This is a genomic window from Achromobacter sp. UMC46 (assembly GCF_014170335.1).
Taxonomy (GTDB): Bacteria; Pseudomonadota; Gammaproteobacteria; order Burkholderiales; family Burkholderiaceae_B; genus Achromobacter.
The window spans coordinates 195,650-217,741 of the sequence record NZ_LZZS01000003.1 but is presented as its reverse complement, the minus strand read 5'-3'; the positions used below and the strand labels follow the sequence as shown (position 1 = coordinate 217,741).

Below are 22,092 nucleotides of genomic sequence, written 5' to 3'. Positions count from 1 at the left end.
CTGGCCGGCGGCCGCCGCGCGACCCGGCGCGGTGGCCGCCTCAGGCCTGCTGTTCCAGCCCGGTGCAGGCGGCGCGCAGGATGCGCGCGTACGTTTCCTGCTGCGGCTCGATCCGGTAGATCGGGCCACCCACGGAGATCGCGTAGTGCTCGCCCGACAAGGTGACGGGCCACGCGATGGCGCCGACGTCGGCAATGGATTCCCCGCTGTTCATGAACCACCCCCGCTGGCGCGACAGGTGGATATCGTCCTCGAGCGCCTGCGCGGTGACGAGCGTACGCTCGTTGTAGCGGGTCATCGCCAAGCCCGACAGCATCGCGGTGCGGGCGGGCTCCGCCATCAGCGACATCAGGGCCTTGCCCAACGAATTGGCGTGAACGTCCTTGAACTCGCCTGCAACGGGCGCGTATCGGATGGTATGCGGCGAATCCAGCACATCCAGATAGACCACGCGCCCGTCCTGGGTCAGCTTGGCGAACACGACGGTTTCGCGGGTGGCGTCTCTTAATTCGACCAGGCTGGGATAGACCCGGTCCAGGACGGGGTCGGCGCGCGCGATGCGCTGGGCCATGGCCAGCAGGCGGCCGGTCGGGTAATAGCCCTGGCGGCGCCCGGTTTCATACAGGTAGCCCAGGCCAGTCAAGGTGCGGATGAGCGCCAGGCAACTGGAAACGGGGACATCCAGCAGCCGGGCCAGTTCCGACAAGGGCAGCGCGCGTTTTTCGCGGGCAAAGGTTTCGATGATTTCGATGACTCGCAGCGCCGTCTTGACACTCATTGCCCGATCCGAACTGTTTAGCACGTGAAACATCTGCCGCGCCGGGGGCTAAAGTTCCCTGCGGGCATGCCGTTATGGTAGCTGAGAATTCCCTGAAAACAGCGCGTTCCTCCGAGACGCCCACATCGCCGCTGGAGTGATCATGGCCGTAACCCCCTTAGCACCCGCTACGTACGCACCCGCTGCGATCACGCCGGCGCCCGTCGTGGCCGAACCGGCCGTTAGCGTGACGCCGGCCGCGGCAGCGACCAATAGCGGTGCTTCCGACAGCGCCACGTCGGACCAGTCAGACTCGCAGAAGTTGCCTTTGGACAAGGCGCTGGACGAGATCAACGACCAGATGAAAGCTTGGTCCACGCAACTCCAGTTCGAAATCGACCCCAACGTGCACCAGGTCGTGGTGTCGGTCGTGGACGCGGAATCGGGGGACGTCATTCGCACCATCCCCAGCGAAACCGTGCTGAAAATCGCCAAAATGATCGTGAACATGCAAGGCAATGGCATCAAAACAACAGCCTAATGCGGCCCTTAAAACGGCGTTTATCGCCCTTTTTGGCGCCAATCAGTGAGAGAAGCACCGAATTAGGCCCGCCTTATGCCCTTACCCGGCCAATCGCCGGCACCGTATTTTTGACAGAATCGCTTCGCAAGAAAGGAATTTCACATGGCTTCCATCACTAACCTCGGCTCAGTTTCCGGCTTGCCGCTGGAAAAAATCCTGTCTGACCTGCAAGACGCCGAGACGAAAAAGCTCTCCGTCTACACCACGCGCGCGCAAAGTTATCAGACCCGCATTGACGCTTACTCGCAGCTGCAAAGCGCGCTGGAAGCGCTGCAGTCGTCGGCCGCCGTATTGGGCAAGGCGGAAACGATGGGCGCCATCAAGGGTAGCGTCACGGGCGGTTCAGCCTTGACGGCCACCGTGGCAGCCGAGGGCGCCGTCGCGGGCCAATATACGATCGAAGTGAAAAACCTGGCGCGGGCCCAAAGCCTGCAATCGTCAGCCGTCGCTGATCGAACCGCACAGAACGGCACGACGGGCACGTTCGAGATCGAACTGGCGGACGGCACCAAGCGCACGGTCGACCTGAAAAACGACACCTCGCTGAACGGCATCGTCAAAGCGATCAACGCCGACGACAAGACCGGCTTGCGCGCCACCGTCATCAACGACGGCAACGGCAACAACTATTTGATGCTCACCGCGCGGGACACCGGTGAAAAGGCGTCGGTAAAGTCCATCACCGTGAACGGCGACGCGTCGCTTCAGAACATCCTGAGCTTCAGCACGGACGCCAGCGGCAACACGACCGGCATGGCGGCCACCAAGGCGCAAGACGCTGAAGTCATCATCAACGGCATTTCAGTCAAAAGCGGTTCGAACAATATTTCGACCGCCATCGACGGCATTACGCTGAACTTGACCGAAAAGACGGAAACCGACAAGCCCATCACGCTGAAGCTGGAAGCCGACGCTTCGGTGGCCACCAAGGCGATCCAGGACTTCGTCACCAAGTACAAGACGCTGCAAACCACGATCAAGAACCTGACGTCGTTCGACGCAAAAGCAGCGACCAACCAGCCGCTGACGGGCGACGGCACCACCCGCTCGATCCAATCCGCACTGGCTGGCGCATTGCAGAACGTATTGGGCAACGGCACGCTCCGCTCGCTGGCGGATCTGGGCATCACGACCGATGCCACCGCCCGCGAATTGAAGTTGGACACGACCAAGCTGACCAAGGCGTTGACCGATAATCCCGCCGATGTCACCAAGCTGCTGACCGGCGAAAACGGCTTGGCCAAGAATATCGACGCGGCGCTGAAGGACGTGCTGGGCTCGACAGGCTCGTTGAAGACGCGCCAGGACGGCCTGGCCAAGACGATCAGCGCGCTAGACGCGCAGCAGGCGCGCGCAAAGGCTTCAAGCGACGCGGAAATCGAACGGATGCGCACGCAGTTCGTGGCGCTCGACTCGTTCTACATGAAGATGCAAAGCACGGGAAATTATCTGACCCAGCAGTTCGAGGCACTGAACAAGTCCGCCAAGTAACCTATAGAAGATGCATTAAATGACGTATGCCGCCCGACGGCCCTCAGGGTCTCATTCCGTTCGTTCCTATGCCGATATCGGCTTGGAAACGCAAGTCCTGGGCGCCAGTCCGGAGCGGCTGATCACATTGCTCTACCTGGGTGCCCGGGCAGCGATCGGGCAGGCCCGGATTCATTTGAACGAAGGCCGGATCGCCGAACGCGGCGCGGCCATCTCGAAAGCGATCAAGATTGTCGATGAAGGTCTGAAGACCGGTCTGAATATGGAAGCAGGCGGCGATATCGCCGCCAATCTTGCCCTTCTATACGACTACATCATCCGCACGCTGCTGACTGCGAACCTGAAGGCAGATGTCGAGCAGCTCGATATTGCCGACCGGCTGCTGGCCGACTTGGCCGACGCCTGGCAGACTTCCATCGACCGGCCGGCTGGCGGCTTGGAGCCGTAATGGCCCAGAACATGCCTGCAGTCAGCCTGCGAACGCCCGAGATTTCCATGACGTCCCTTACCCAGTCCCCTCCCCCCATCCTGGAAAACTACCAGGAAATCGCGTCCATTACGGATGAAATGCTGACCGCCGCCAAGGCGGGCGACTGGGACATGGCGATGGTCCATGGCCAACAGTATTGCGAACGCGTCGAACGTTTGCGCCAGTCCGAACAAAAGGTTCCGCTGGATGAAGCCGCCCGCGCGATGAAGTACGACCTGCTCGTGCGCATCCTGGAAAACGATGCCTTGACCCGAGATCTGGCCCTTCCTCAATTGGCTCGCCTGGGCGAGTTGCTGGGACGCATGAAACGGCAACAGACCCTGCTCTCGGCCTACGGCTATCAGGCGTCTGAAGAATGAGCGTAGGCCCCGCCGCACTCGGCAACGTCCTGGTGCAGCGGTTGGACGCCGTGCTTGGCACGACGATGTCCGCCGCCAACGCCAACCAGGTCTCCGGTGCGCGGCCTGATGCTGTCAGCCAGCCCGGGGGCCTGGAGAAGCCCGGTTCCTCGGACGGTTCTACCCGCGATCCCCGGCAAGGCATACAGACTGGCGGCGCCCGAGGCGACCGCCAGAATACTGTCGTCGATGCCAAAACGGCCGCTGCCCTGGCGCTGGCCGCCCGCGGCCTCGTCACCAGCAACGACACCACGGCCTCCGCCCCGACCACGCTGGGCACGACCGCCCGGACGATCCTGGCCCTGTTGGCCCAGTACCCTGAAGCGGCGCCTGCCGTGCAGGGGCGAGCCCCGCTGTGGAGCGCCAACGGCACGGCTGGGCAAGCTGCCGGCCAGGCTGCAACAGGCCAGGCTGCCGCAGGCCAAGCTGCCCCCGGCCAGACCGCGCCGGGCGCTGGCCAACTCCCGCCGGCGGCAACGCCAGCGCCAGCCCTGCCCGCTACGCCCGCCGGACTTGCCGCCGCCGCGAATGCCGCCGCCACGACCAAGCTTGCCCGCCCCGCCGGGCAGGCCGACGCCAACGCCGCGCGCGGCGCCGACGCTCTGGCGCACGCCTCGACGGCGACCAACGGACCGTCCGCCCGCCTGCTGGGACAGGCGTTGCGCCAAGCGCTGCAGACCAGCGGCCTGTTCTATGAATCGCACCTGACCAACATGGTGTTCGGCCGGACCAGCCCGTCGTCGCTGCAGAATGAACCCCAGGCCAAGCTGAGCAAAGACGATATCCCGCAGAACACCGCGCCGGCGCGCGGCCGTCCGGAGACGTCCCCGGCCGGACGCGCGGGCGGCGGCGCGGATGCGCCATCGGGCAGTGGGCCGTCGGCCACGCCCGCGCCGGGCACGCCGATCGCCGGCATCCACCAGGACCTGACCGTGCTGGTGCGCCAGCAGCTGGATGTGCTGGCCAACCAGTCGCTCGCCTGGCAAGGCGAAGCCTGGCCAGGCACGCCGATGGAATGGGAAGTGGAACGCGATCCCTACGGCGGCGACCCCGATTCGGCGACGCCCACCTGGGCCACGCGCCTGAAACTGGATCTGCCCCGCCTTGGCCTGGTGGACGCCCGGCTGAACCTTGCCGGCGACCAGATCGTCCTGCAACTGGTTGCGCCGCTGGCTGCTGCCGAGATCAATGATTCGTCCGACCAGTTGCGGTCACGACTGCTGGCCGCGGGCCTGACCCTGAGCAATCTGGCGGTCAGCGTGACGGATCCACGCCCTGTCATTCCGAACGACTTCTGATGAGCATCGCCCCCCACGCCGACGACAACGGCCCCAACGCCAACCGCAACGCAGCCGTCGCCATTTCCTATGACGACAAGGACGGCGCCCCGCGCGTCGTCGCCAAAGGCTACGGCCAGTTGGCCGACACCATCGTGCGCGCCGCCGAAGAGAACGGTTTGTACGTGCACGAGTCCCGCGAACTGGTGGGTTTGCTCATGCAAGTGGACCTGGACGCACATATTCCTCCCCAACTGTACGTAGCAGTGGCAGAATTGCTGGCCTGGCTTTATCGCCTGGAATCGCGCGAGCTACCCGACCCCGCGCCACCCGCCTGATCTCACTCTCTAAGGACCACCATCGTGTTGGATGCCAGCGACCCGGAATTCCTGCTGACCCGGCCGGAAGACATGCGCTCAGCCCTGTTTGAACTGACGCACCCGGACAGCCACATCCTCGTGCGCGATGCGGCCGACCGCGAGATGGCCGTGCTTATCCTGGGGGCCGACAAGCAGACCCGCCAGTTTTTCTGGCGGCCCCGCGACTACGCGGGCGCCGACTTCGAACAATCCGACAGCATGGGCCTCTTGAGCGGCACCACGTTCCATTTCCATGCCACCGCCTACGGCGGCGTGCAGATCCGATTCCGCGTCCAGCGTCCCGACGTGATCCACTTCGACGACGGCAGCGCGGCGTTGATGTCGCCCTTCCCCGACCGCCTGGCCCGCATCCAGCGACGCAAGATGTTCCGCGCCTCGCTGGCCGGCAGCGCCAACCTGTGCCAGGCAAGCTGGCAGCCGGAACCCAAAGTGAAGCCCTACAGCTTCACCGTGCGCGACCTGTCGGTCGATGGCGTAGGCCTGCGGGTGGAAATGGCGGTGCCGGTGCTGCCCGAACGCGGCACGGTGATGGAAGACGTGCAACTGGACTTCGGCGAGCTGGGCACGTTCAGCGCGAATCTGGAAGTGCGCAACGTCTACCCGATTTCGGGTCAGCCGATGATGCAGCCCGGCACGCCCGAAGGGGAAGCCCCCCGGCACGTGTCCCTGACCGGCGAACCGCCGATGAGCCACGTGGGCGCCGTCTTCCTGAATCTGGATGCGCGCCAGGAGAACTGGCTGCAGAAAGTGGTGTGGCGCCTTGAGAAAGGCGCGCAGCGCGACTGATCTGCCCGAGCGGGCAGCAAGCATGCGAAGCATGCGCAGCGTAGGGGTCCTTCCCTTTTGGAGAGGCCCCGCTTCCCTACATGGCCTTAGACGGCCATCGACGAGATTTCCTTGTAGGCGGCAACCAGCTTGTTGCGCACCTGCACGGCGGTTTGAAAGCCGAGGCTGGCTTTCTGCATGTCGATGATCACATCATTGAGCGAAATGTCGGGCGCGCCCATTTCAAAGGCCTTCGCCTGGGCCGACGACGCGTTCTGGGCCGCGGTTACGCGGCGGATCGAGCGCTGCAGTTCGGCTGCGAACCCGTCGGGCTGGCCGACCATTTCGCCTGCGGCAAGATTGCCGGTTTCCGCCTTGCTCACGACGGTGCGCATCTGCTGGAGCATGCTTTCGATGCCGGACAAGCCTGATACAGCCATTACCTGATTCCTTGCTGGTGGGGCATGACGCCAATGTTGCACAGAGCGTAACGCCGATCGCGCGTGGCCATAGCCGATAAAAACCACCAAAAACCCCGACATTTCCCCGAATGCCCCGACCCGGACCCGACGCCGTGGCCGCAGCTGCCGCCTTGCCGTCGACATAGAGGATAAGTAACGCCAAAAACCGGCTGTTTTCATCGATTGGGATTGTCGTACCAACAGCAATAATCCAGGCTCTCCCCAGACCAGAAGCACGTTGCATGTGTAATCTGCCCTACCCAGCCATGAAGTCCTTTTCCCTGCTCCGCGTAGCCAGCGGGAGCCATCGATGAATCAGCAGGCCACTCTGAGCTCGTCGCTGCTGGCGAAGTTCCCCGCCCTGGAAAAGATACGCGCGCTGCCCAAGCCTATCCTGCTTGGCGCGGCGGCTGCCGTCGTTGCGCTGATCGTCGCCGCCGTGATGTGGGGCAGCGAACCCAAATACAAGGTCCTGTTCTCGAACCTGGACGACCGCGACGGCGGCGCCATCGTAACGGCCCTGGGCACGATGAACGTGCCCTACCGCTACAACGAGACCGGCACCGCCCTGCTGGTTCCGGCCGACCGCGTGTATGACGCCCGGTTGCAGCTGGCATCCCAGGGCCTGCCGCGCGGCGGTTCCGTGGGCTTCGAACTGATGGACAACGCCCGCTTCGGCGCCAGCCAGTTCGCCGAGCAGATCAACTACCAGCGCGGTCTGGAAGGCGAGCTGGCCCGTTCGATCGAAGCCATGCACACGGTGCAGCACGCCCGCGTGCATCTGGCCATGCCGCGCCAGTCGCTGTTCGTGCGCGAACGCCAGGCGCCCACCGCGTCGGTGCTGCTGAACGTCTACCCGGGCCGCAGCCTGAGCGACTCCCAGGTGTCCGCGATTTCGTGGCTGGTGGCCTCCAGCGTGCCCGAGCTGACCGCTGAAAGCGTATCCATCGTCGACCAGAACGGCCGCCTGTTGTCCGCGCCGCTGGGCGAAGGCCGTGGCATGGACGCCGACCAGATGCGCTTTGTGCGCGAAACGGAACAGCGCACCGTCGAACGCATCCTGACCATCCTGAATCCGCTGGTCGGCCCCGGCAACGTCCACGCCCAGGCCAGCGCCGACGTCGACTTCGCCCGCCGCGAAGAGACGTCCGAAGTCTATCGCCCGAACCAGGAACCGGGCCAATCCGCCATCCGCAGCCAGCAAACCAGCGACTCCACCCAGCGCGGCGTGAACCCCGCCCAGGGCGTGCCTGGCGCGCTGTCGAACCAGGCGCCAGCCAACGCGCAAGCGCCCATCGCCAATCCGCCCGCGCCGCAACCTCCGCGCCCGGGCCAGCCGCAGCAACCGGCCAACGCCCAGCAGCCACAGCAGACCGGCACGCAGGCCGCCGCGACCAATCTGAACGAGCGCCGCGACGCCACCACCAACTATGAAGTGGACCGCACCATCAGCCACATCAAGCAGCCGGTGGGCAACCTGAAGCGCCTGTCGGTGGCTGTGGTGGTGAACTACATCCGCGACAAGGACGGCGAGCCGCAGGCCCTGCCGCCCGAGGAGCTGAACAAGCTGACCAATCTGGTCCGCGAAGCCATGGGCTATTCCGAAACGCGCGGCGATTCCCTGAATCTGGTGAACAGCCAGTTCAATGATGGCCCGCCGCCGCTGCCGATGTGGCGTGACCCGGAAATGATCGCCCTGTTCAAGACCATCCTGGCATGGCTGGTGGGTCTGGTGGTTGCTTTGTGGCTGTACCGCAAGGTCCGCCGTTCGGTCACCGAGTACTTGTATCCGCCGGTTGATCCGGAAATGGCCGAGGCCGAGCGCATCGAAGCCGCCCGCGAGGCCCAGGACGTGGCCCGCACGAAGGAAGTCAACCGCTACGAAGACAACCTGGAACGCGCCCGCACGATGGCCAATAAGGATCCGCGTGCCGTCGCGATGGTTCTGCGCACCTGGATGAGCAAAGATGAAAAATGATTCCACCCCGATGGACGGCATGACGCGCAGCGCCGTCCTGATGATGTCGCTGGGCGAGGACGCGGCGGCCGAGGTCTTCAAGTACCTCAGCGCCCGTGAAGTGCAGCAGGTCGGCGCGGCGATGGCCAGCTTGAAGCAGGTCACCCGCAATGACGTGGCCGTCGTCCTGGAAGAATTCCGCCAGGAAGCCGACCAGTTCATGGCCGTCACGCTGGGCTCCGACGATTACATCCGCAGCGTGCTGACCAAGGCGCTGGGCAGCGACCGCGCCGCCGGCCTGATCGAAGACATCCTGGAAGCCGGCGACGGCGGCAGCGGCATCGATGCGCTGAACTGGCTGGATCCCAACACCGTGGCCGAGCTGATCGGCGACGAGCACCCGCAGATCATCGCGACAATCCTCGTCCACCTGGAGCGCGACCGCGCCGCGGGCGTGCTGGCGCTGCTGACCGACCGCCTGCGCAACGACGTCATGCTGCGCATCGCCACCTTCGGCGGCGTACAGCCGGCGGCATTGTCCGAACTGACCGAGGTGCTGAACTCCGTGCTGGCAGGACAAGGCGCCAAGCGCAGCAAGATGGGCGGCGTGCGCACGGCGGCCGAGATCCTGAACATGATGAACTCCTCGGACGAGGAAACCGTCGTGGCCAGCCTGCGCGAACGCGACAACGACCTGGCGCAGAAGATCATCGACGAGATGTTCGTCTTCGACAACCTGCTGGACGTCGAGGACCGCGCCATCCAGCTCATCCTCAAGGAAATCGACAACGACACGCTCATGGTCGCGCTCAAGGGAGCGCAGGAAGAGCTGCGTGCCAAGTTCCTGCGCAACATGTCCAGCCGTGCCGCCGAAATGCTGCGCGAGGACCTGGAAGCCCAGGGCCCGATCCGCATGTCGAAGGTCGAAGCCGAACAGAAGAAGATCCTGCAGATCGCCCGCCGCCTTGCCGAAAGCGGCCAGATCGTGCTGGGCAACTCCGGAGACGACGCGTATGTCTGAAGCGGACAACGGCGCGGCGACGCTCATCTCGCGCAGTGCCGCCTGGCGGCGCTGGCAGATGCTGTCGTTCGACGAGCCGGCGACCGTCGAAATCGAGCCGGAGCCCGAACCCGATCCGGGTCCGGACCCCGCCGTGGTGATGGCGCAGCTGCGCGCCCAAGCCATCGCCGAGGGCCGCGAGGAAGGTTATGCGAACGGCCATGCGGCCGGCATGGAAGCCGGCCAGCAGACGGGCCACGACGCCGGCTTCGCTGCCGGCCGCGAAGCCGGTTTCACCGAGGGCCTGGCCCAGGCGCGCGAGCAAGGCGCCACGGAAGCACAGCGCCTGCACGCGCTGGTCGAAGCCTGCGCCACGTCGCTGGGCTCGCTGGAAGAAAAGATGGGCCAGAGCCTGTTGACGCTGGCCCTGGACATCGCGCAGCAGGTCGTGCGCACGACGCTGGCCGAGCAGCCCGATACCGTGGCGGCCGCCGTGCGCGACGTCCTGCACATCAATCCGTCGGCAGGCGGCCAGATGCGGTTGTGGGCCAACCCCGACGACATCGAGCTGATCCGTCTGCACCTGGCGGACGAACTGAAAGAAGGCCATTGGCGCGTGCTGGCCGATGAATCGATCGCGCGCGGCGGCTGCCGCGCCGAAACGCCCTATGGCGACATCGACGCCACACTGCAGACGCGTTGGCGCCGGGTCGCGGCCTCGCTAGGCCGCAACGTCTCGTGGGAGGAGCCGGCGTGAACGGCCATCCGGCTTCGGCGCAAACGGCGCAATCCGGCCAGACGGCCGCGCCCGCCGCCGGCCCGTTGACGCCTGCCGCGCCGGCGCCCGCCATCCCGGTCATCGACCGCTGGAAGACCCAGCTGGAGATCGGCTCGATCCGCGCCGCCTCGACCGATCCGTGGCTGGTCAGCGGCAAGATCACCCGCGCGACCGGCCTGGTGCTGCACGCGACCGGCCTGCGTCTGCCGGTCGGCGCCGCCGCGCGCATCGAGATCGCGCGCGGCCATGACCATTGGGCCGATGCCGAAGTCGTGGGCTTCGACGGCCACACGCTGTACCTGATGCCGCAGGCCGACATTTCCGGCCTGCCGCCCGGCGCGCGCGTGGTGCCCGGCGAACCGCCCGTGCAACGGCAGATCCCGCTGCCGCGAAAAGCCGAACTGAACGGCAACGCCAAACCCCAGCTGGGCCGCCACCTGCCCGTCGGCAACGCCCTGCTGGGCCGCGTGCTGGACGGCGCCGGCCGCCCGCTGGACGGGCTTGGGCCCTTGACGGGCGCCGAACTCGCGCCGTTGTCCGCCCTGCCCATCAACCCCTTGTCGCGCGCGCCGATCGACACCGTGCTGGACACGGGCGTGCGCGCCATCAACGGGCTGCTGACCGTAGGCCGAGGCCAACGCATGGGCCTGTTCGCAGGCTCCGGCGTGGGGAAGTCGGTGTTGTTGGGCATGATGGCTCGCTACACCAAGGCCGACGTGATCGTCGTGGGCCTGATCGGCGAACGGGGCCGGGAAGTCAAGGAATTCATCGAGCACAACCTGGGCCCCGAAGGCCTGGCGCGCTCGGTCGTGGTGGCCGCTCCTGCCGACGTGTCGGCCCTGCTGCGCCTGCAGGGCGCCGCCTATGCCACGCGCTTGGCCGAGCACTTCCGCGACCAGGGCCTGGACGTGCTGCTGATCATGGATTCGCTGACCCGCTACGCGATGGCGCAACGGGAAATCGCGCTGGCCATCGGCGAACCGCCGGCCACCAAAGGCTATCCGCCGTCGGTGTTCGCCAAGCTTCCCATGCTGGTCGAACGCGCCGGGATGGGCGCGCCTGGCCCCTCGGGCAAGGCCGGCTCCATCACCGCGTTCTATACCGTGCTGGCCGAAGGCGACGACCAGCAGGATCCGATCGCCGATTCGGCGCGCGCGATCCTGGACGGCCACGTCGTGCTGTCCCGCCATCTCGCCGAAGCCGGGCACTACCCCGCCATCGACATCGAAGCGTCGATCTCCCGCGCGATGACTTCGCTGATCACGCCGCAGCAATTCGCCGTCGTGCGCCGCTTCAAGCAGAACCTGTCGCGCTACCAGCGCAACCGCGACCTGATCGCCGTCGGCGCCTACGCCGCCGGCAACGATCCGCAACTGGACGAAGCCATTGCCCGCTACCCCCGTCTGGAAGCGTTCTTGCAGCAGGACATCGGCGAAAACGTCGGCTATGACGACGCCGTCAACCAGTTGCGTGCCAGTTTCGAGTTAAGGGATACCTATGCCTAGCCAATTGCCCTTGGACATGCTGATCAACCTGGCCAAGGAAAGCACGGATGAAGCCGCGCGCCTGCTGGGGCGCCTGAGCGCCGAGCGCACCAACGCCGAACGCCAGCTGGGCATGTTGAACGACTACCGCCAGGACTACCTGGAACGCCTGCAGCAGGCGATGACGACCGGAATGTCGGCCAGCGACTGCCACAACTACCAGCGCTTCATCGGCACCCTGGACGACGCGATCAGCCAACAGCAGACGGTGCTGCGCCAGGCCGATGACAATCTGGCCAAAGGCCGGCAGTACTGGCAGCAGGAAAAACGCAAGCTCAATTCCTATGACGCCCTGGCGCAGCGCGAAATGCGCGCGCAGGCCGTCGTGGAATCCCGCCGCGAACAGCGCGCCAACGATGAATACTCCGCCCGCCTGGTCCAACGCCAGGCAGGCCTGCATTAAGCGATACCTCACAGGAAGCCCCAGATGACCGCTCCCCTGCCCTTGCCCACGATCAGCCCCGTCGCGCCGACTTCGATCGCCGACGCGCTTGGCGCCAAGAAGTCCGCATCCGCGAACAAGAAAGGCCCGAGCTTCTCGGACGTTCTGGCCCAGCAGCGCCCGAAGCCGTCCGCCGATTCGCGTCCCGCGAACAACGGCGCCAAAACGCCCGACAAGAGCACCACCGCCAGCGACTCCGCCAACAAGGCTGAAGCCGCTGCCGCCGGCGCGATCGACGATGCCGTGAATACGGCCGTCGCTGCGGAAGCCGGCGCGTTGGCCGTCGCCGCCACGCAACAACCGGCAATGCCGGTCTTGCCGCAGCAAGCGCTTGAGATTGCCACCCAGGCCGCCGAGCAGGTGCAGCTTGCCCGCGGCAATGCCGAGGCCGCCGCGACCGCGATGAGTTCCGGCGCTGCCGTGCTTGCCGCCACGCTCAATGCCGCCGACGTCGCCGCCACCCCGCGTACGCCCGTCGCCGCAACGGCCGTGCAAGCTGAAGCGGCCGCCGCGCTCAGCGCCCGCGACGCCCAGGCCGCGTTGCCCGTCGTCACGGCCGCCGTCAAACCGAGCGGCGCCGTGACGGCTCCTTTGGAAGCTGCGCCCGCCAACCCGAAGCCGGCTGTCAAGGCCGAACCGCCGCGCCTGGCCGCCGACCTTCCGCTGCCGCGCGTCCCGCGCGATATTCGCCCGGAAGCCGAACGCACGACGACGCAAGCGGCCCATACCGAAGAAGAGCTGACGGCCGCGCTGACCAGCACCGCGCAACAGTTCCAGGCGCCGCAGCACGGCGCCCCTTCGGCTCAGGACCACCTGGCGCAGGCCCTTGCCGCGGCCACGCAGCGCCAGGCAGCGCCTGTATTGAACCAAGCCGCCGTCGCCGCGCCAGCCGTGCCTGTCGTGATGCAGGTCGCCACCCCCGTGGGCGGTACCCATTGGGGCACCGAGCTCGGCCAGCAAGTCGTGATGATGAGCACCAACGCCCGCCAGGGCATGCAGACTGCCGAACTGCGGCTGGATCCCCCGGATCTGGGCCCGCTGCGCGTCAGCCTGAATCTGGCGGATGGTGTGGCCACCGCCTCGTTCGTGTCAGCCCACGCATCCGTGCGCCAGGCGATCGAAACCGCCATTCCGCAGTTGCAGCAAGCGTTGGCGCAAGCCGGCATTTCGCTTGGCCAGACCAGCGTCGGCGAACAGGCCGCGCAACAGGAGTTCGCGCAACAGCACGGTGGCAACGGCTCGCAGCGCCAGCCGGGCGGCGGATCGGCGGTCGCCGATGCGGCGGCCGGCAACACCGCACCCGTCGTGCCCACTCCGCGCAATGCCAACGCCTTGGTCGATACCTTCGCGTAGCAAACAGGCGGCCCGCAGCCAGCGATGGATGCGGGCAGTGCAGCAATAGCTTGAGATACGCGGCTTTCGCCCTGTTTTTCGCCTCCAAGCCGAGGCGGGATCTGGGGCAGAATGCTTTCATCCACTAAGTATCCGTTTTCACCAGCGGCCCAATACGCATCGAAACCGAGATGGCGACTTCCAAATCCATATCCGCGCCGTCGGGCGCGAAGAACGCAGGCGGCGCCGGCCGCATCCTTCGCCCGATCCTGGCCATACTGGTCCTGCTCATCGTCGCCGCCGCCAGCGCCGGCGCAACCTGGTTCATCAGCCAACGCATGCAGCAGCCGCAAGCCGGCGCAGCGGTGCAGCTGGGTGTCGGCCAGGTCCCTGGGGGCCAGCCTGGCCAGGCTGGCCAGCCCGGCCAAGGCCCGCAAGCGGCGCAGACCACCTTCGTCGCGCCGCCGGCAGGTCCTATCGCCGTGCCCGCGCCGATCTTCGTGCCGATCGAAGCATTCACCGTCACGTTGCAGAACGCAGACACCGAACGCATCATGCACGTCGGCCTGACCCTGCGCGTGAGCGACGAACAGACCCGCACCCGCCTGGAAAAATACATGCCTGAAGTGCGCAGCCGCATCCTGATGGTGCTGTCGTCGCAATCGCCCACTGGCGTGCAGACCCAGCAAGGCAAGACCGACATGGCTTCCGCGATCAAGCAGGCGGTCAACCGCCCGTTCTCGCCCCTGCCGGACGGCCAGTATGTCACCGACGTGCTGTTCACGGCGTTCGTGGTGCAATAAGCATGGCCTACGAGGCATTCCTTTCACAGGACGAAGTCGATGCGCTGCTTGCCGGCGTCACCGGCGAGAGCGACAGCAAGACCGCGGCGGCCAGTCCCAACGACGGCGCGCGCGCCTATGACCTGAGCTCGCCCGAGCGTGTCGTGCGCCGCCGCATGCAGACGCTGGAGCTGATCAACGAACGTTTCGCGCGCCATATGCGCAACGTGTTGCTGAACTTCATGCGCCGCAGCGCGGACATCACGGTCGGCTCGATCAAAATCCTGAAGTACGCGGACTTCGAACGCAACCTGCCCGTGCCGAGCAATCTGAACATGATTCAGATGAAGCCCCTGCGCGGCACGGCGCTCTTCACGTATGACCCGAACCTGGTGTTCCTGGTCATCGACAGCCTGTTCGGCGGCGATGGCCGCTACCACACGCGCGTCGAAGGCCGGGACTTCACCACGACCGAACAGCGCATCATCCGGCGCCTGCTCAACCTGACCCTGGAAAGCTACGGCAAGTCCTGGGACCCCGTCTATCCGATCGAATTCGAGTACGTGCGCTCGGAGATGCACACCAAGTTCGCCAGCATTACCGGCAACAATGAAGTGGTGGTCGTCACCTCGTTCCATATCGAATTCGGCGCGACCGGCGGCGACCTGAACATCTGCCTGCCCTACTCCATGATCGAGCCGGTGCGCGATCTGCTGACGCGTCCGCTGCAGGAAACCACGCTGGAAGAAGTGGACCAGCGCTGGTCGCAGCAGCTGTCGCGCCAGGTCCGCAGCGCCGACATCGACGTGATCGCCGAATTCGCGCGCATCCCGTCGTCGATCCGCGAGCTGATGAGCCTGAAAGTGGGCGACGTCCTTCCCGTGGACGTGCCCGATACCATCATCGCCAATGTGGATGGCGTGCCGCTGATGGAATGCGGCTACGGCGTCTTCAACGGCCAGTACGCGCTTCGCGTACAGAACATGTTTACCTACGATACCGATTCACACGAGGCCCCCGACCATGACTGACAAGAACGAGCCCGGCACCGGCTCGTCCCCGGCCGACGACTGGGCCGACGCGCTCGCCGAACAATCCCGCGCCAATCCGCCCACCCAGGCCGATGGCCTGAAGCCGCAGGACGACTGGGCAGCCGCGATGGCTGAACAATCCGCCGCCACGCCCGCCACACCCGAAGCGCCTGCGCCCGCGGCGGCAGCACCGGCGCCGGCTCCCGCGAAGCCCGCCGCCCAATCGGCGTCGCAGTCGGTGTTCAAGCCCCTGGCCGGCACCACCGCCGGCGCCGGCACCGACATCGACCTGATCATGGACGTGCCCGTCCAGTTGACGGTCGAACTGGGACGCACCCGCCTGACCATCAAGAACCTGCTCCAGCTGGGCCAGGGGTCGGTGGTCGAGCTGGACGGCCTTGCCGGCGAACCGATGGACATCTTCGTCAACGGCTACCTGATCGCCCAGGGCGAAGTCGTCGTCGTCGAAGACAAGTACGGCATTCGCCTGACCGACATCATCACCCCGTCCGAGCGGATCAACCGCTTGAACAACCGCCGTTGACGGCACCGGCGCCATGACCGAGTCCTCCCTGCTGCGCGTCATCATCGGCCTTGTGCTGGTGGTGGCCGCCATCCTGGTTTCGGCATGGCTCGCCAAGCGCGCCGGGTTGACTCAGCGCGGCGGCGGCAACCTGCTCAAGCAAGTCGCCAGCCTGCCGGTCGGCGCGCGCCAAAGCATCGTCGTCGTCGAGATCGACAACACCTGGCTGGTGGTGGGCGTCGGCCCGAACCAGATCAGCACCCTGCATACCCTGCCCGCCGGCCAGTTGCCGGAGGGTTCGCCCTTGCCCGCCGCAGCGTTTGCGGCCAAGCTGGGCCAGGCGCTCAAGCGCCGCTAGCGCCCCGCGCGCGATCCAAGCGATACCCATGAGTTTGCTCACCCGCACGACCTCCACCCGCGCCCGCCAGAACGCGCTGCCGCTGCTGGCTGCCGCCGCAGTGCTGGGCCTGGCGATGTTCCCCGCAGGCGTCGTCGCCCAGGCCACGCTGCCGGCGCTGACCACCACCCCTGGCCCCAACGGCTCCGAGACCTATTCACTCAGCATGCAGACGCTGCTGCTGATGACCTCGCTGTCGTTCCTGCCAGCTGCGCTGCTGATGATGACCGGCTTCACCCGCATCATCATCGTGCTGGGGCTGCTGCGCAGCGCGATGGGCACGGCGATGTCGCCGCCCAACCATGTGCTGATCGGGCTGGCGCTGTTCCTGACCTTCTATACGATGTCGCCGGTGTTCGACAAGATATACGCCGACGCCTACAAGCCGCTGTCCGAAGGATCGATCCAGTTCGAGACCGCCGTCGAACGGGCGGCGGCCCCGCTGCGCACCTTCATGCTGCACCAGACCCGCGAGAACGATCTGTCGCTGTTCGCCAATCTGGCCAAGCAGCCGGCGCTGGAAGACCCCTCGCAGGTGCCGCTGCGCATCCTGGTGCCGGCGTTCATCACCAGTGAACTCAAAACGGCGTTCCAGATCGGTTTCACCATTTTCATCCCCTTCCTGATCATCGATCTGGTGGTAGCCAGCGTGCTGATGGCGCTGGGCATGATGATGGTGCCGCCCGTGACCGTGGCCCTGCCCTTCAAGCTGATGCTGTTCGTGCTGGCCGACGGCTGGAACCTGCTCATGGGCTCGCTGGCCCAGAGCTTCTACCAATAACGCCGGGAGCAGAGTCGCCATGACAGCCGAAACCGTCATGACCATGGCCTACCAGGCGATGAAAATCGTCCTGGCGATGGCCGGCCCGCTGCTGCTGGTGGTGCTGGTGGTCGGCCTGGTCATCAGCATTTTCCAGGCCGCCACGCAGATCAACGAAATGACGCTGTCGTTCATTCCGAAGCTGCTGGCGATGTGCGGCGTACTGGTGCTGCTGGGCCCGTGGCTGATCGGCGTCATGGTCGACTACATCCGGCTATTGATCGGCCAGATTCCCATGCTGGTGTCCTGAGCGCGCCCGCGCCGCTGGACGCTGGACGCCTCCCCCATGATCGCCTTCACGCTCGAACAGCTCAACGGCTGGATCGGCCAGTTCCTCTGGCCGTTCGTGCGCATCCTGGCGCTGGTGGGCACGGCGCCCCTCTTCTCGGAATCCATCATCCCGGTCAAGGTCAAGGTCGGCCTGGCGTTCGTGCTGTCGGTGGCCATCAGCCCGGCGCTGGACCCGATGCCGCCGATCGCGCCTGGGTCGTTCGCCGGCCTGTGGATGGTGATGCAGCAGGTGCTGATCGGCATCGCCATGGGCTTCACCATGCGAATCGTGTTCGCCGCCGTACAGACAGCCGGCGAATTCGTCGGCCTGCAGATGGGCTTGTCGTTCGCATCGTTCTTCGATCCCAGTTCCGGCGCCAACACGGCGGTGCTTTCCCGCTTGTTCAACATCGTCGCGATGCTGACCTTCCTGGCGTTGGACGGACACCTGCTGGTCCTGGCGGCCTTGGTGCGCTCTTTCGACACCCTGCCCGTCGCCATGGTCCAACTGCATCAGAACGGCTGGGGCGTGGTCGTGGAATGGGGCAAGACGGTGTTCGTTTCCGGCCTGCTGCTGGCTTTGCCGCTGATCTGCGCGCTGCTGACCATCAACCTCGCCATGGGCATCCTGAACCGCGCGGCACAGCAGTTGTCGGTTTTTTCGGTGGGCTTCCCGGTCACGCTGATCGTTGGCGTCACGGTGCTGACCGTGGTGCTGCCGCATTCAGGTCCCTTCCTGGAGTCGCTGTTCGAGTCCGGCCTGGGCGCCATGAGCCGCGTGGTCGATGCCCTGGCGGGCCGATAGCTCCTCTACCCCAGGAACCGCCACACGCGTAAAAACGGCCACTTTCCAGTGGCCGTTTCGCATTGCATGGAACCGCCCGGAAAATCAGGGCTGTCCGGTCAGCCGGAACACGCGGATCGTTTCCCGCAGCGCGCCGGACTGGTTGCCCAACTGCAGCACTGCACCACCCAGCTCCTGCACCAGCGCCGTGTTCTGCACCGTCATCACATCCATCTGCGACACCGCGGAATCCACCTGCTCGATGCCGCTGGACTGCTCTTGCGAAGCCTGCGAAATCTCGCCGATGATGTCGGTGACGCGATGCACGGCAGCGACGATCTCTTCCATTGTGGCGCCGGCCTGTTCAGCCTGTGCCGAGCCTTCCGACACGCGGTCCACGGAGTCTTCGATCAGGCCCTTGATTTCCTTGGCCGCCTGGGCGCTCTTTTGCGCCAGGCTGCGCACCTCGCCGGCGACCACGGCAAAGCCCTTGCCCGACTCGCCCGCCCGCGCGGCTTCCACGGCGGCGTTCAGGGCCAGAATGTTGGTCTGGAACGCGATGCCTTCGATGATGCTGACGATATCCGCGATCTTGCGCGAGCTGTCGGAAATGCCGTGCATGGTGCTTACCACCTGGCCCACCGCCACGCCGCCGCGGCGCGCCACGTCCATGCTGCTGGCGGCCAGTTGATTGGCCTGGCGCGCGTTGTCGGCATTTTGCCGTACCGTCGACGTCAGCTGCTCCATGCTGGCGGCCGTCTGCTGCAACGAGGCCGCCTGACCTTCCGTGCGGCCGGCCAGTTCCTGGTTGCCGCGCGCGATATGCACGGCGGCATGGGTCGTGCCCTCGATGCCGCGATAGACGTCTTGCGCAATGCCGATCAGGCTCTTGCGCATGACCTCCAGGGAGAACTTCAGGCTGCCCACTTCGTCGTCGGAGTCCGCCACGATCTGCGTAGTCAAGTTGCCGGCGGCGACCTGGCGCGCCATGTTGGCGGCATCCACCATCGGATCCAGCAGCGACCGGGAGAGGCTCCATCCCATGCCGAAAATCGCGATCACGCCCAGCGCGATCGCGCCGCACCCGAGGCTGACGCCCAGGGTGTCCAAATTGGCCCAATTGGCGTGCAGGCCGTAGGCGCCCGCGGCCGCCACGATGCCGGCCGACAGCAAGGCGTGGCGCAACATCCGGCTGCGCACGCTGCGCTTGAACGGAAACGCCGCCACATCCAGGCCCCGCCGCCAGCCGGCGCGCACCGGCCGCCCGCGATGGATGCGCACGCCACGCGCCGTGCCTTCGCGGATCCGCGCGTACAGGTCCTCGGCCATCTCGATCTGTTCGTCCGACGGACGCACGCGCACCGACGAATACGCGACGACTTCGCCGTTCTCCACGATGGGCGTGGCGTTGGCCAGCACCCAGTAGTAGCCGCCGTCCTTGCGCCGGTTCTTGACCAGGCCCAACCACGATTCGCCCATTTCCAGCGTATCCCAAAGATCCGCATAGGCTTCGGGCGGCATGTCGGGATGGCGCACGATGTTGTGCGGCTTGCCGATCAGTTCTTCGCGAGTGAATCCGCTGACTTCGACGAATGCCGGGTTCGCGTAGACGATGCGGCCCTTGGTATCGGTGCGCGAGATCAGGTATTGATCTTCACGCAGTTTGGTTTCCACATCATGGACGGGTAGGTTTACGCGCACAGCTAGTCTCCAATTACCTCGATTGCGCAGCGAATGCACCGCAGCGGGCAAACCGGACCCGACGCCCCGCATCGACCGGTACCCGCCGTGGCTTGTCTGGCGGGCACGCCGCAGTCAAACGCTGTTCACCGCCCATTTCGGGCGCTATTTTTATTTACGGCTGAATTTTCGAAAACTTAACGTGCGTAGGAATCGCACGCGGCATCCTTGAACGCCTGCCTCAAGGAATACGGCCGCGCACAGGCGCGGCCGTATTCCTTGCCTTGCGCCACCAGTCAGGCCGGGCGCGCGGTTCGCGGCCAGCCCGAGCAGGCGCGGAAGGTCAGCCTTGCGTCAACGTCGGCGCGGCATAGCCGCCGAGTTGATGCGCTGGCACTTCGATCACTTCGCCGGCGTTGATCTTGAACACCGCGACGGCTTCGGCCAGACGGTGCGCCTGATCCTGCAGGGAACCCGCGGCGGCGGCCGCTTCTTCCACCAAGGCCGCGTTCTGCTGCGTCACTTCGTCCATCTGAGACACCGCGCGGTTCACCTGGTCGATGCCGCTGGACTGCTCTTCGGACGCCGCCGAAATCTCGCCCATGATGTCCGTCACGCGCTTGACCGACGCCACGATCTCTTGCATCGTCGCGCCCGCACGTTCCACCTGCTGCGAACCCGCGCCCACCTTCGTGACCGAGTCTTCGATCAGGCCTTTGATTTCCTTGGCCGCCTGCGCGCTGCGCTGCGCCAGCGAGCGCACTTCGCCCGCCACCACCGCGAAGCCCTTGCCCTGTTCGCCCGCGCGCGCCGCTTCCACGGCGGCGTTCAGCGCCAGGATGTTCGTCTGGAACGCGATGCCGTCGATCACCGACACGATTTCCGAGATCTTGCGCGAGCTGGCAGAAATGCCCTGCATCGTGCTGACCACTTCAGACACCGCCGAACCGCCACGCTCGGCCACGTCCGACGCGCTGGCCGCCAGCTGGTTGGCCTGGCGCGCGTTGTCCGCGTTCTGCTTCACCGTGGACGCCAGCTCTTCCATCGATGCCGCCGTTTCCTCAAGGGAAGCGGCCTGCTCTTCGGTGCGGCTGGACAAGTCCGTGTTGCCTGCGGCGATTTCCCGCGAGCCCACCGTGATCTCATCCACGCCACGGCGCACCGTCGCCACCGTGCGCGTCAGGCTTTCCTGCATGCGCTTGACAGCGGCCATTAGTTGGCCGATTTCATTATGCGAACGGACTTCGACGCGGCTGGTCAGATCGCCAGCAGCGATCTTGTCGAAGTGCTGGCCGGCTTCCACCAGCGGACGCACGACCAGGCGGCCGAACAGGATGCGGCAGAACACCATCAACAGAAGCGCCAGGCCCACCGCGACGGCCACGGCCACCATGGCGCGGTTGAAGTTCGCCTCGGCCTGATCGATCGTGGCTTGCTGCTCTGCGCCGATGTACTTGCCGAAGTCGCTCAAGGCTTCGATGAAAGCCGCGCTGCGCGGCGTGCCGTATTCGTTGTTCACCATGTAGAACGTCGAATAGTCTTCGCTGCGCAGGGCTTCCACCATGGTGTCCACGCCGTCATCGATGTACGAACGGTAGCGGCGGACGAGATTCATCGACAGCTGGCGGCCCGTATCGTCCTGCAGCATGTTCTTCTGGAAGTCCGCGAAACGGGCGCGCACGCCGGTCAACAGGTCGGTCGCGCCCTTCAGGGCCGCGGCCGCGTCGCGGGCCGAGTTCTCGCCGCTGCCCCAACCGGATTCCTGCAGGTGGCGTGCGGCCACCATCAGGCTCACGCGGGCGCGCAGCATGTCGCTATTGATCACTTCGACTTGCTTGGCGCGCTCGGTCAGCGCGTTGACTTCGCGGATGGATTCGTAATTGTGCTGCAGGAAAAACGCCGCCAGGCCGCCTACCGCCGCGATCAAGATCGCGAAGAACGCCATGACCCACAGCAACATCGTACCGACGCGGGCATCGCGCAACCGGAGCTTGCGCTTCACCTTGGGCGCGCGCGCGGCCTTTTTCTTGCCGCCTTTGCCGGCCTTGGCGCCGGATTCGAGACTCGCTTCCATATTTTCCCCCATCCCTCAGGAACTGCTCTGACCAAATGAAAAACCACCCTGTCGACACGCCCTGTTACATGGGGTG

Annotated in this window: 24 protein-coding genes; 20 read left to right on the top strand and 4 right to left on the bottom strand. The window is 65.6% G+C overall.

Annotation, left to right across the window (positions count from 1 at the left end):
• Positions 1 to 40: 40 nt before the first annotated feature.
• On the bottom strand, positions 41 to 778 hold the full coding sequence (locus A9973_RS01435) for an IclR family transcriptional regulator (RefSeq protein WP_183011990.1): 738 nt from the start codon (positions 776 to 778) through the stop codon (positions 41 to 43).
• 142 nt (positions 779 to 920) lie between these two features.
• Here A9973_RS01435 and A9973_RS01430 point away from each other — a divergent pair, with 142 nt between their 5' ends.
• The 7 genes from A9973_RS01430 to A9973_RS01400 all read left to right on the top strand — a co-directional run bounded on the left by A9973_RS01430 (position 921) and on the right by A9973_RS01400 (position 6,162).
• Positions 921 to 1,298, top strand: coding sequence for a flagellar protein FlaG (locus tag A9973_RS01430; RefSeq protein ID WP_183011989.1), 378 nt, complete (start codon positions 921 to 923; stop codon positions 1,296 to 1,298).
• A gap of 144 nt (positions 1,299 to 1,442) precedes the next feature.
• Positions 1,443 to 2,831, top strand: coding sequence for a flagellar filament capping protein FliD (fliD, locus tag A9973_RS01425; protein WP_183011988.1), 1,389 nt, complete (start codon positions 1,443 to 1,445; stop codon positions 2,829 to 2,831).
• 19 nt (positions 2,832 to 2,850) lie between these two features.
• Positions 2,851 to 3,279 (top strand): flagellar export chaperone FliS, encoded by a 429-nt coding sequence (fliS, locus tag A9973_RS01420; RefSeq protein WP_183011987.1) that lies wholly within the window; start codon positions 2,851 to 2,853, stop codon positions 3,277 to 3,279.
• A 47-nt stretch (positions 3,280 to 3,326) separates the two neighbouring features.
• A complete protein-coding gene (locus tag A9973_RS01415; RefSeq protein WP_183011986.1) occupies positions 3,327 to 3,680 on the top strand; it encodes a flagellar protein FliT in 354 nt (117 codons plus the stop codon).
• Positions 3,677 to 5,017, top strand: a complete 1,341-nt coding sequence (locus tag A9973_RS01410; protein WP_183011985.1) for a flagellar hook-length control protein FliK — start codon at positions 3,677 to 3,679, stop codon at positions 5,015 to 5,017. The genes A9973_RS01415 and A9973_RS01410 overlap by 4 nt, the downstream gene beginning before the upstream one ends.
• Complete coding sequence (locus A9973_RS01405) at positions 5,017 to 5,334, top strand: EscU/YscU/HrcU family type III secretion system export apparatus switch protein (protein ID WP_183011984.1); 318 nt, start codon at positions 5,017 to 5,019, stop codon at positions 5,332 to 5,334. Before A9973_RS01410 ends, A9973_RS01405 begins: the two co-directional genes overlap by 1 nt.
• Before the next feature lie 27 nt (positions 5,335 to 5,361).
• Positions 5,362 to 6,162 carry a flagellar brake protein gene (locus A9973_RS01400; RefSeq protein ID WP_183012278.1) on the top strand — a complete coding sequence of 267 codons (801 nt, stop codon included), beginning with the start codon at positions 5,362 to 5,364 and terminating at the stop codon, positions 6,160 to 6,162.
• Between the two features lie 86 nt (positions 6,163 to 6,248).
• Here A9973_RS01400 and fliE read toward each other — a convergent pair whose 3' ends face one another.
• Positions 6,249 to 6,581 carry a flagellar hook-basal body complex protein FliE gene (gene fliE, locus A9973_RS01395; protein ID WP_105560508.1) on the bottom strand — a complete coding sequence of 111 codons (333 nt, stop codon included), beginning with the start codon at positions 6,579 to 6,581 and terminating at the stop codon, positions 6,249 to 6,251.
• A 331-nt stretch (positions 6,582 to 6,912) separates the two neighbouring features.
• On the opposite strand from fliE, the gene fliF reads away from it, so the two are divergent.
• From fliF to fliR, 13 genes are all read left to right on the top strand, one after another.
• On the top strand, positions 6,913 to 8,580 hold the full coding sequence (fliF, locus tag A9973_RS01390) for a flagellar basal-body MS-ring/collar protein FliF (protein WP_183011983.1): 1,668 nt from the start codon (positions 6,913 to 6,915) through the stop codon (positions 8,578 to 8,580).
• Positions 8,570 to 9,580 carry a flagellar motor switch protein FliG gene (gene fliG / locus A9973_RS01385; RefSeq protein ID WP_088588349.1) on the top strand — a complete coding sequence of 337 codons (1,011 nt, stop codon included), beginning with the start codon at positions 8,570 to 8,572 and terminating at the stop codon, positions 9,578 to 9,580. Before fliF ends, fliG begins: the two co-directional genes overlap by 11 nt.
• Positions 9,573 to 10,316 carry a flagellar assembly protein FliH gene (gene fliH / locus A9973_RS01380; protein WP_183011982.1) on the top strand — a complete coding sequence of 248 codons (744 nt, stop codon included), beginning with the start codon at positions 9,573 to 9,575 and terminating at the stop codon, positions 10,314 to 10,316. Before fliG ends, fliH begins: the two co-directional genes overlap by 8 nt.
• Positions 10,317 to 10,408: 92 nt before the next feature.
• A complete protein-coding gene (fliI, locus tag A9973_RS01375) occupies positions 10,409 to 11,842 on the top strand; it encodes a flagellar protein export ATPase FliI (RefSeq protein ID WP_183012277.1) in 1,434 nt (477 codons plus the stop codon).
• Entirely contained in the window at positions 11,835 to 12,284 is a 450-nt protein-coding gene (gene fliJ / locus A9973_RS01370) for a flagellar export protein FliJ (protein ID WP_183011981.1), read from the top strand. The genes fliI and fliJ overlap by 8 nt, the downstream gene beginning before the upstream one ends.
• Positions 12,285 to 12,308: 24 nt before the next feature.
• Complete coding sequence (locus tag A9973_RS01365) at positions 12,309 to 13,676, top strand: flagellar hook-length control protein FliK (protein WP_183011980.1); 1,368 nt, start codon at positions 12,309 to 12,311, stop codon at positions 13,674 to 13,676.
• 170 nt (positions 13,677 to 13,846) lie between these two features.
• A complete protein-coding gene (gene fliL, locus A9973_RS01360) occupies positions 13,847 to 14,458 on the top strand; it encodes a flagellar basal body-associated protein FliL (RefSeq protein ID WP_183011979.1) in 612 nt (203 codons plus the stop codon).
• Positions 14,459 to 14,460: 2 nt separating this feature from the next.
• Positions 14,461 to 15,468 carry a flagellar motor switch protein FliM gene (fliM, locus tag A9973_RS01355; RefSeq protein WP_183011978.1) on the top strand — a complete coding sequence of 336 codons (1,008 nt, stop codon included), beginning with the start codon at positions 14,461 to 14,463 and terminating at the stop codon, positions 15,466 to 15,468.
• Positions 15,461 to 16,012 (top strand): flagellar motor switch protein FliN, encoded by a 552-nt coding sequence (gene fliN / locus A9973_RS01350; protein ID WP_183011977.1) that lies wholly within the window; start codon positions 15,461 to 15,463, stop codon positions 16,010 to 16,012. The genes fliM and fliN overlap by 8 nt, the downstream gene beginning before the upstream one ends.
• Positions 16,013 to 16,025: 13 nt before the next feature.
• Positions 16,026 to 16,349: a flagellar biosynthetic protein FliO gene (gene fliO / locus A9973_RS01345; RefSeq protein ID WP_169274532.1), complete on the top strand. Its 324-nt coding sequence runs from the start codon at positions 16,026 to 16,028 to the stop codon at positions 16,347 to 16,349.
• A 28-nt stretch (positions 16,350 to 16,377) separates the two neighbouring features.
• Positions 16,378 to 17,169: a flagellar type III secretion system pore protein FliP gene (gene fliP, locus A9973_RS01340; RefSeq protein WP_183011976.1), complete on the top strand. Its 792-nt coding sequence runs from the start codon at positions 16,378 to 16,380 to the stop codon at positions 17,167 to 17,169.
• Between the two features lie 19 nt (positions 17,170 to 17,188).
• Positions 17,189 to 17,458, top strand: coding sequence for a flagellar biosynthesis protein FliQ (fliQ, locus tag A9973_RS01335; protein ID WP_050450302.1), 270 nt, complete (start codon positions 17,189 to 17,191; stop codon positions 17,456 to 17,458).
• Between the two features lie 36 nt (positions 17,459 to 17,494).
• A complete protein-coding gene (gene fliR, locus A9973_RS01330) occupies positions 17,495 to 18,283 on the top strand; it encodes a flagellar biosynthetic protein FliR (RefSeq protein ID WP_183011975.1) in 789 nt (262 codons plus the stop codon).
• Between the two features lie 84 nt (positions 18,284 to 18,367).
• Here the strand turns inward: fliR and A9973_RS01325 are convergent, their stop codons facing one another.
• Both A9973_RS01325 and A9973_RS01320 read right to left on the bottom strand, forming a co-directional pair.
• Positions 18,368 to 19,963 (bottom strand): PAS domain-containing methyl-accepting chemotaxis protein, encoded by a 1,596-nt coding sequence (locus tag A9973_RS01325; RefSeq protein ID WP_183011974.1) that lies wholly within the window; start codon positions 19,961 to 19,963, stop codon positions 18,368 to 18,370.
• Between the two features lie 322 nt (positions 19,964 to 20,285).
• Complete coding sequence (locus A9973_RS01320; RefSeq protein ID WP_183011973.1) at positions 20,286 to 22,016, bottom strand: methyl-accepting chemotaxis protein; 1,731 nt, start codon at positions 22,014 to 22,016, stop codon at positions 20,286 to 20,288.
• Positions 22,017 to 22,092 lie beyond the last annotated feature (76 nt).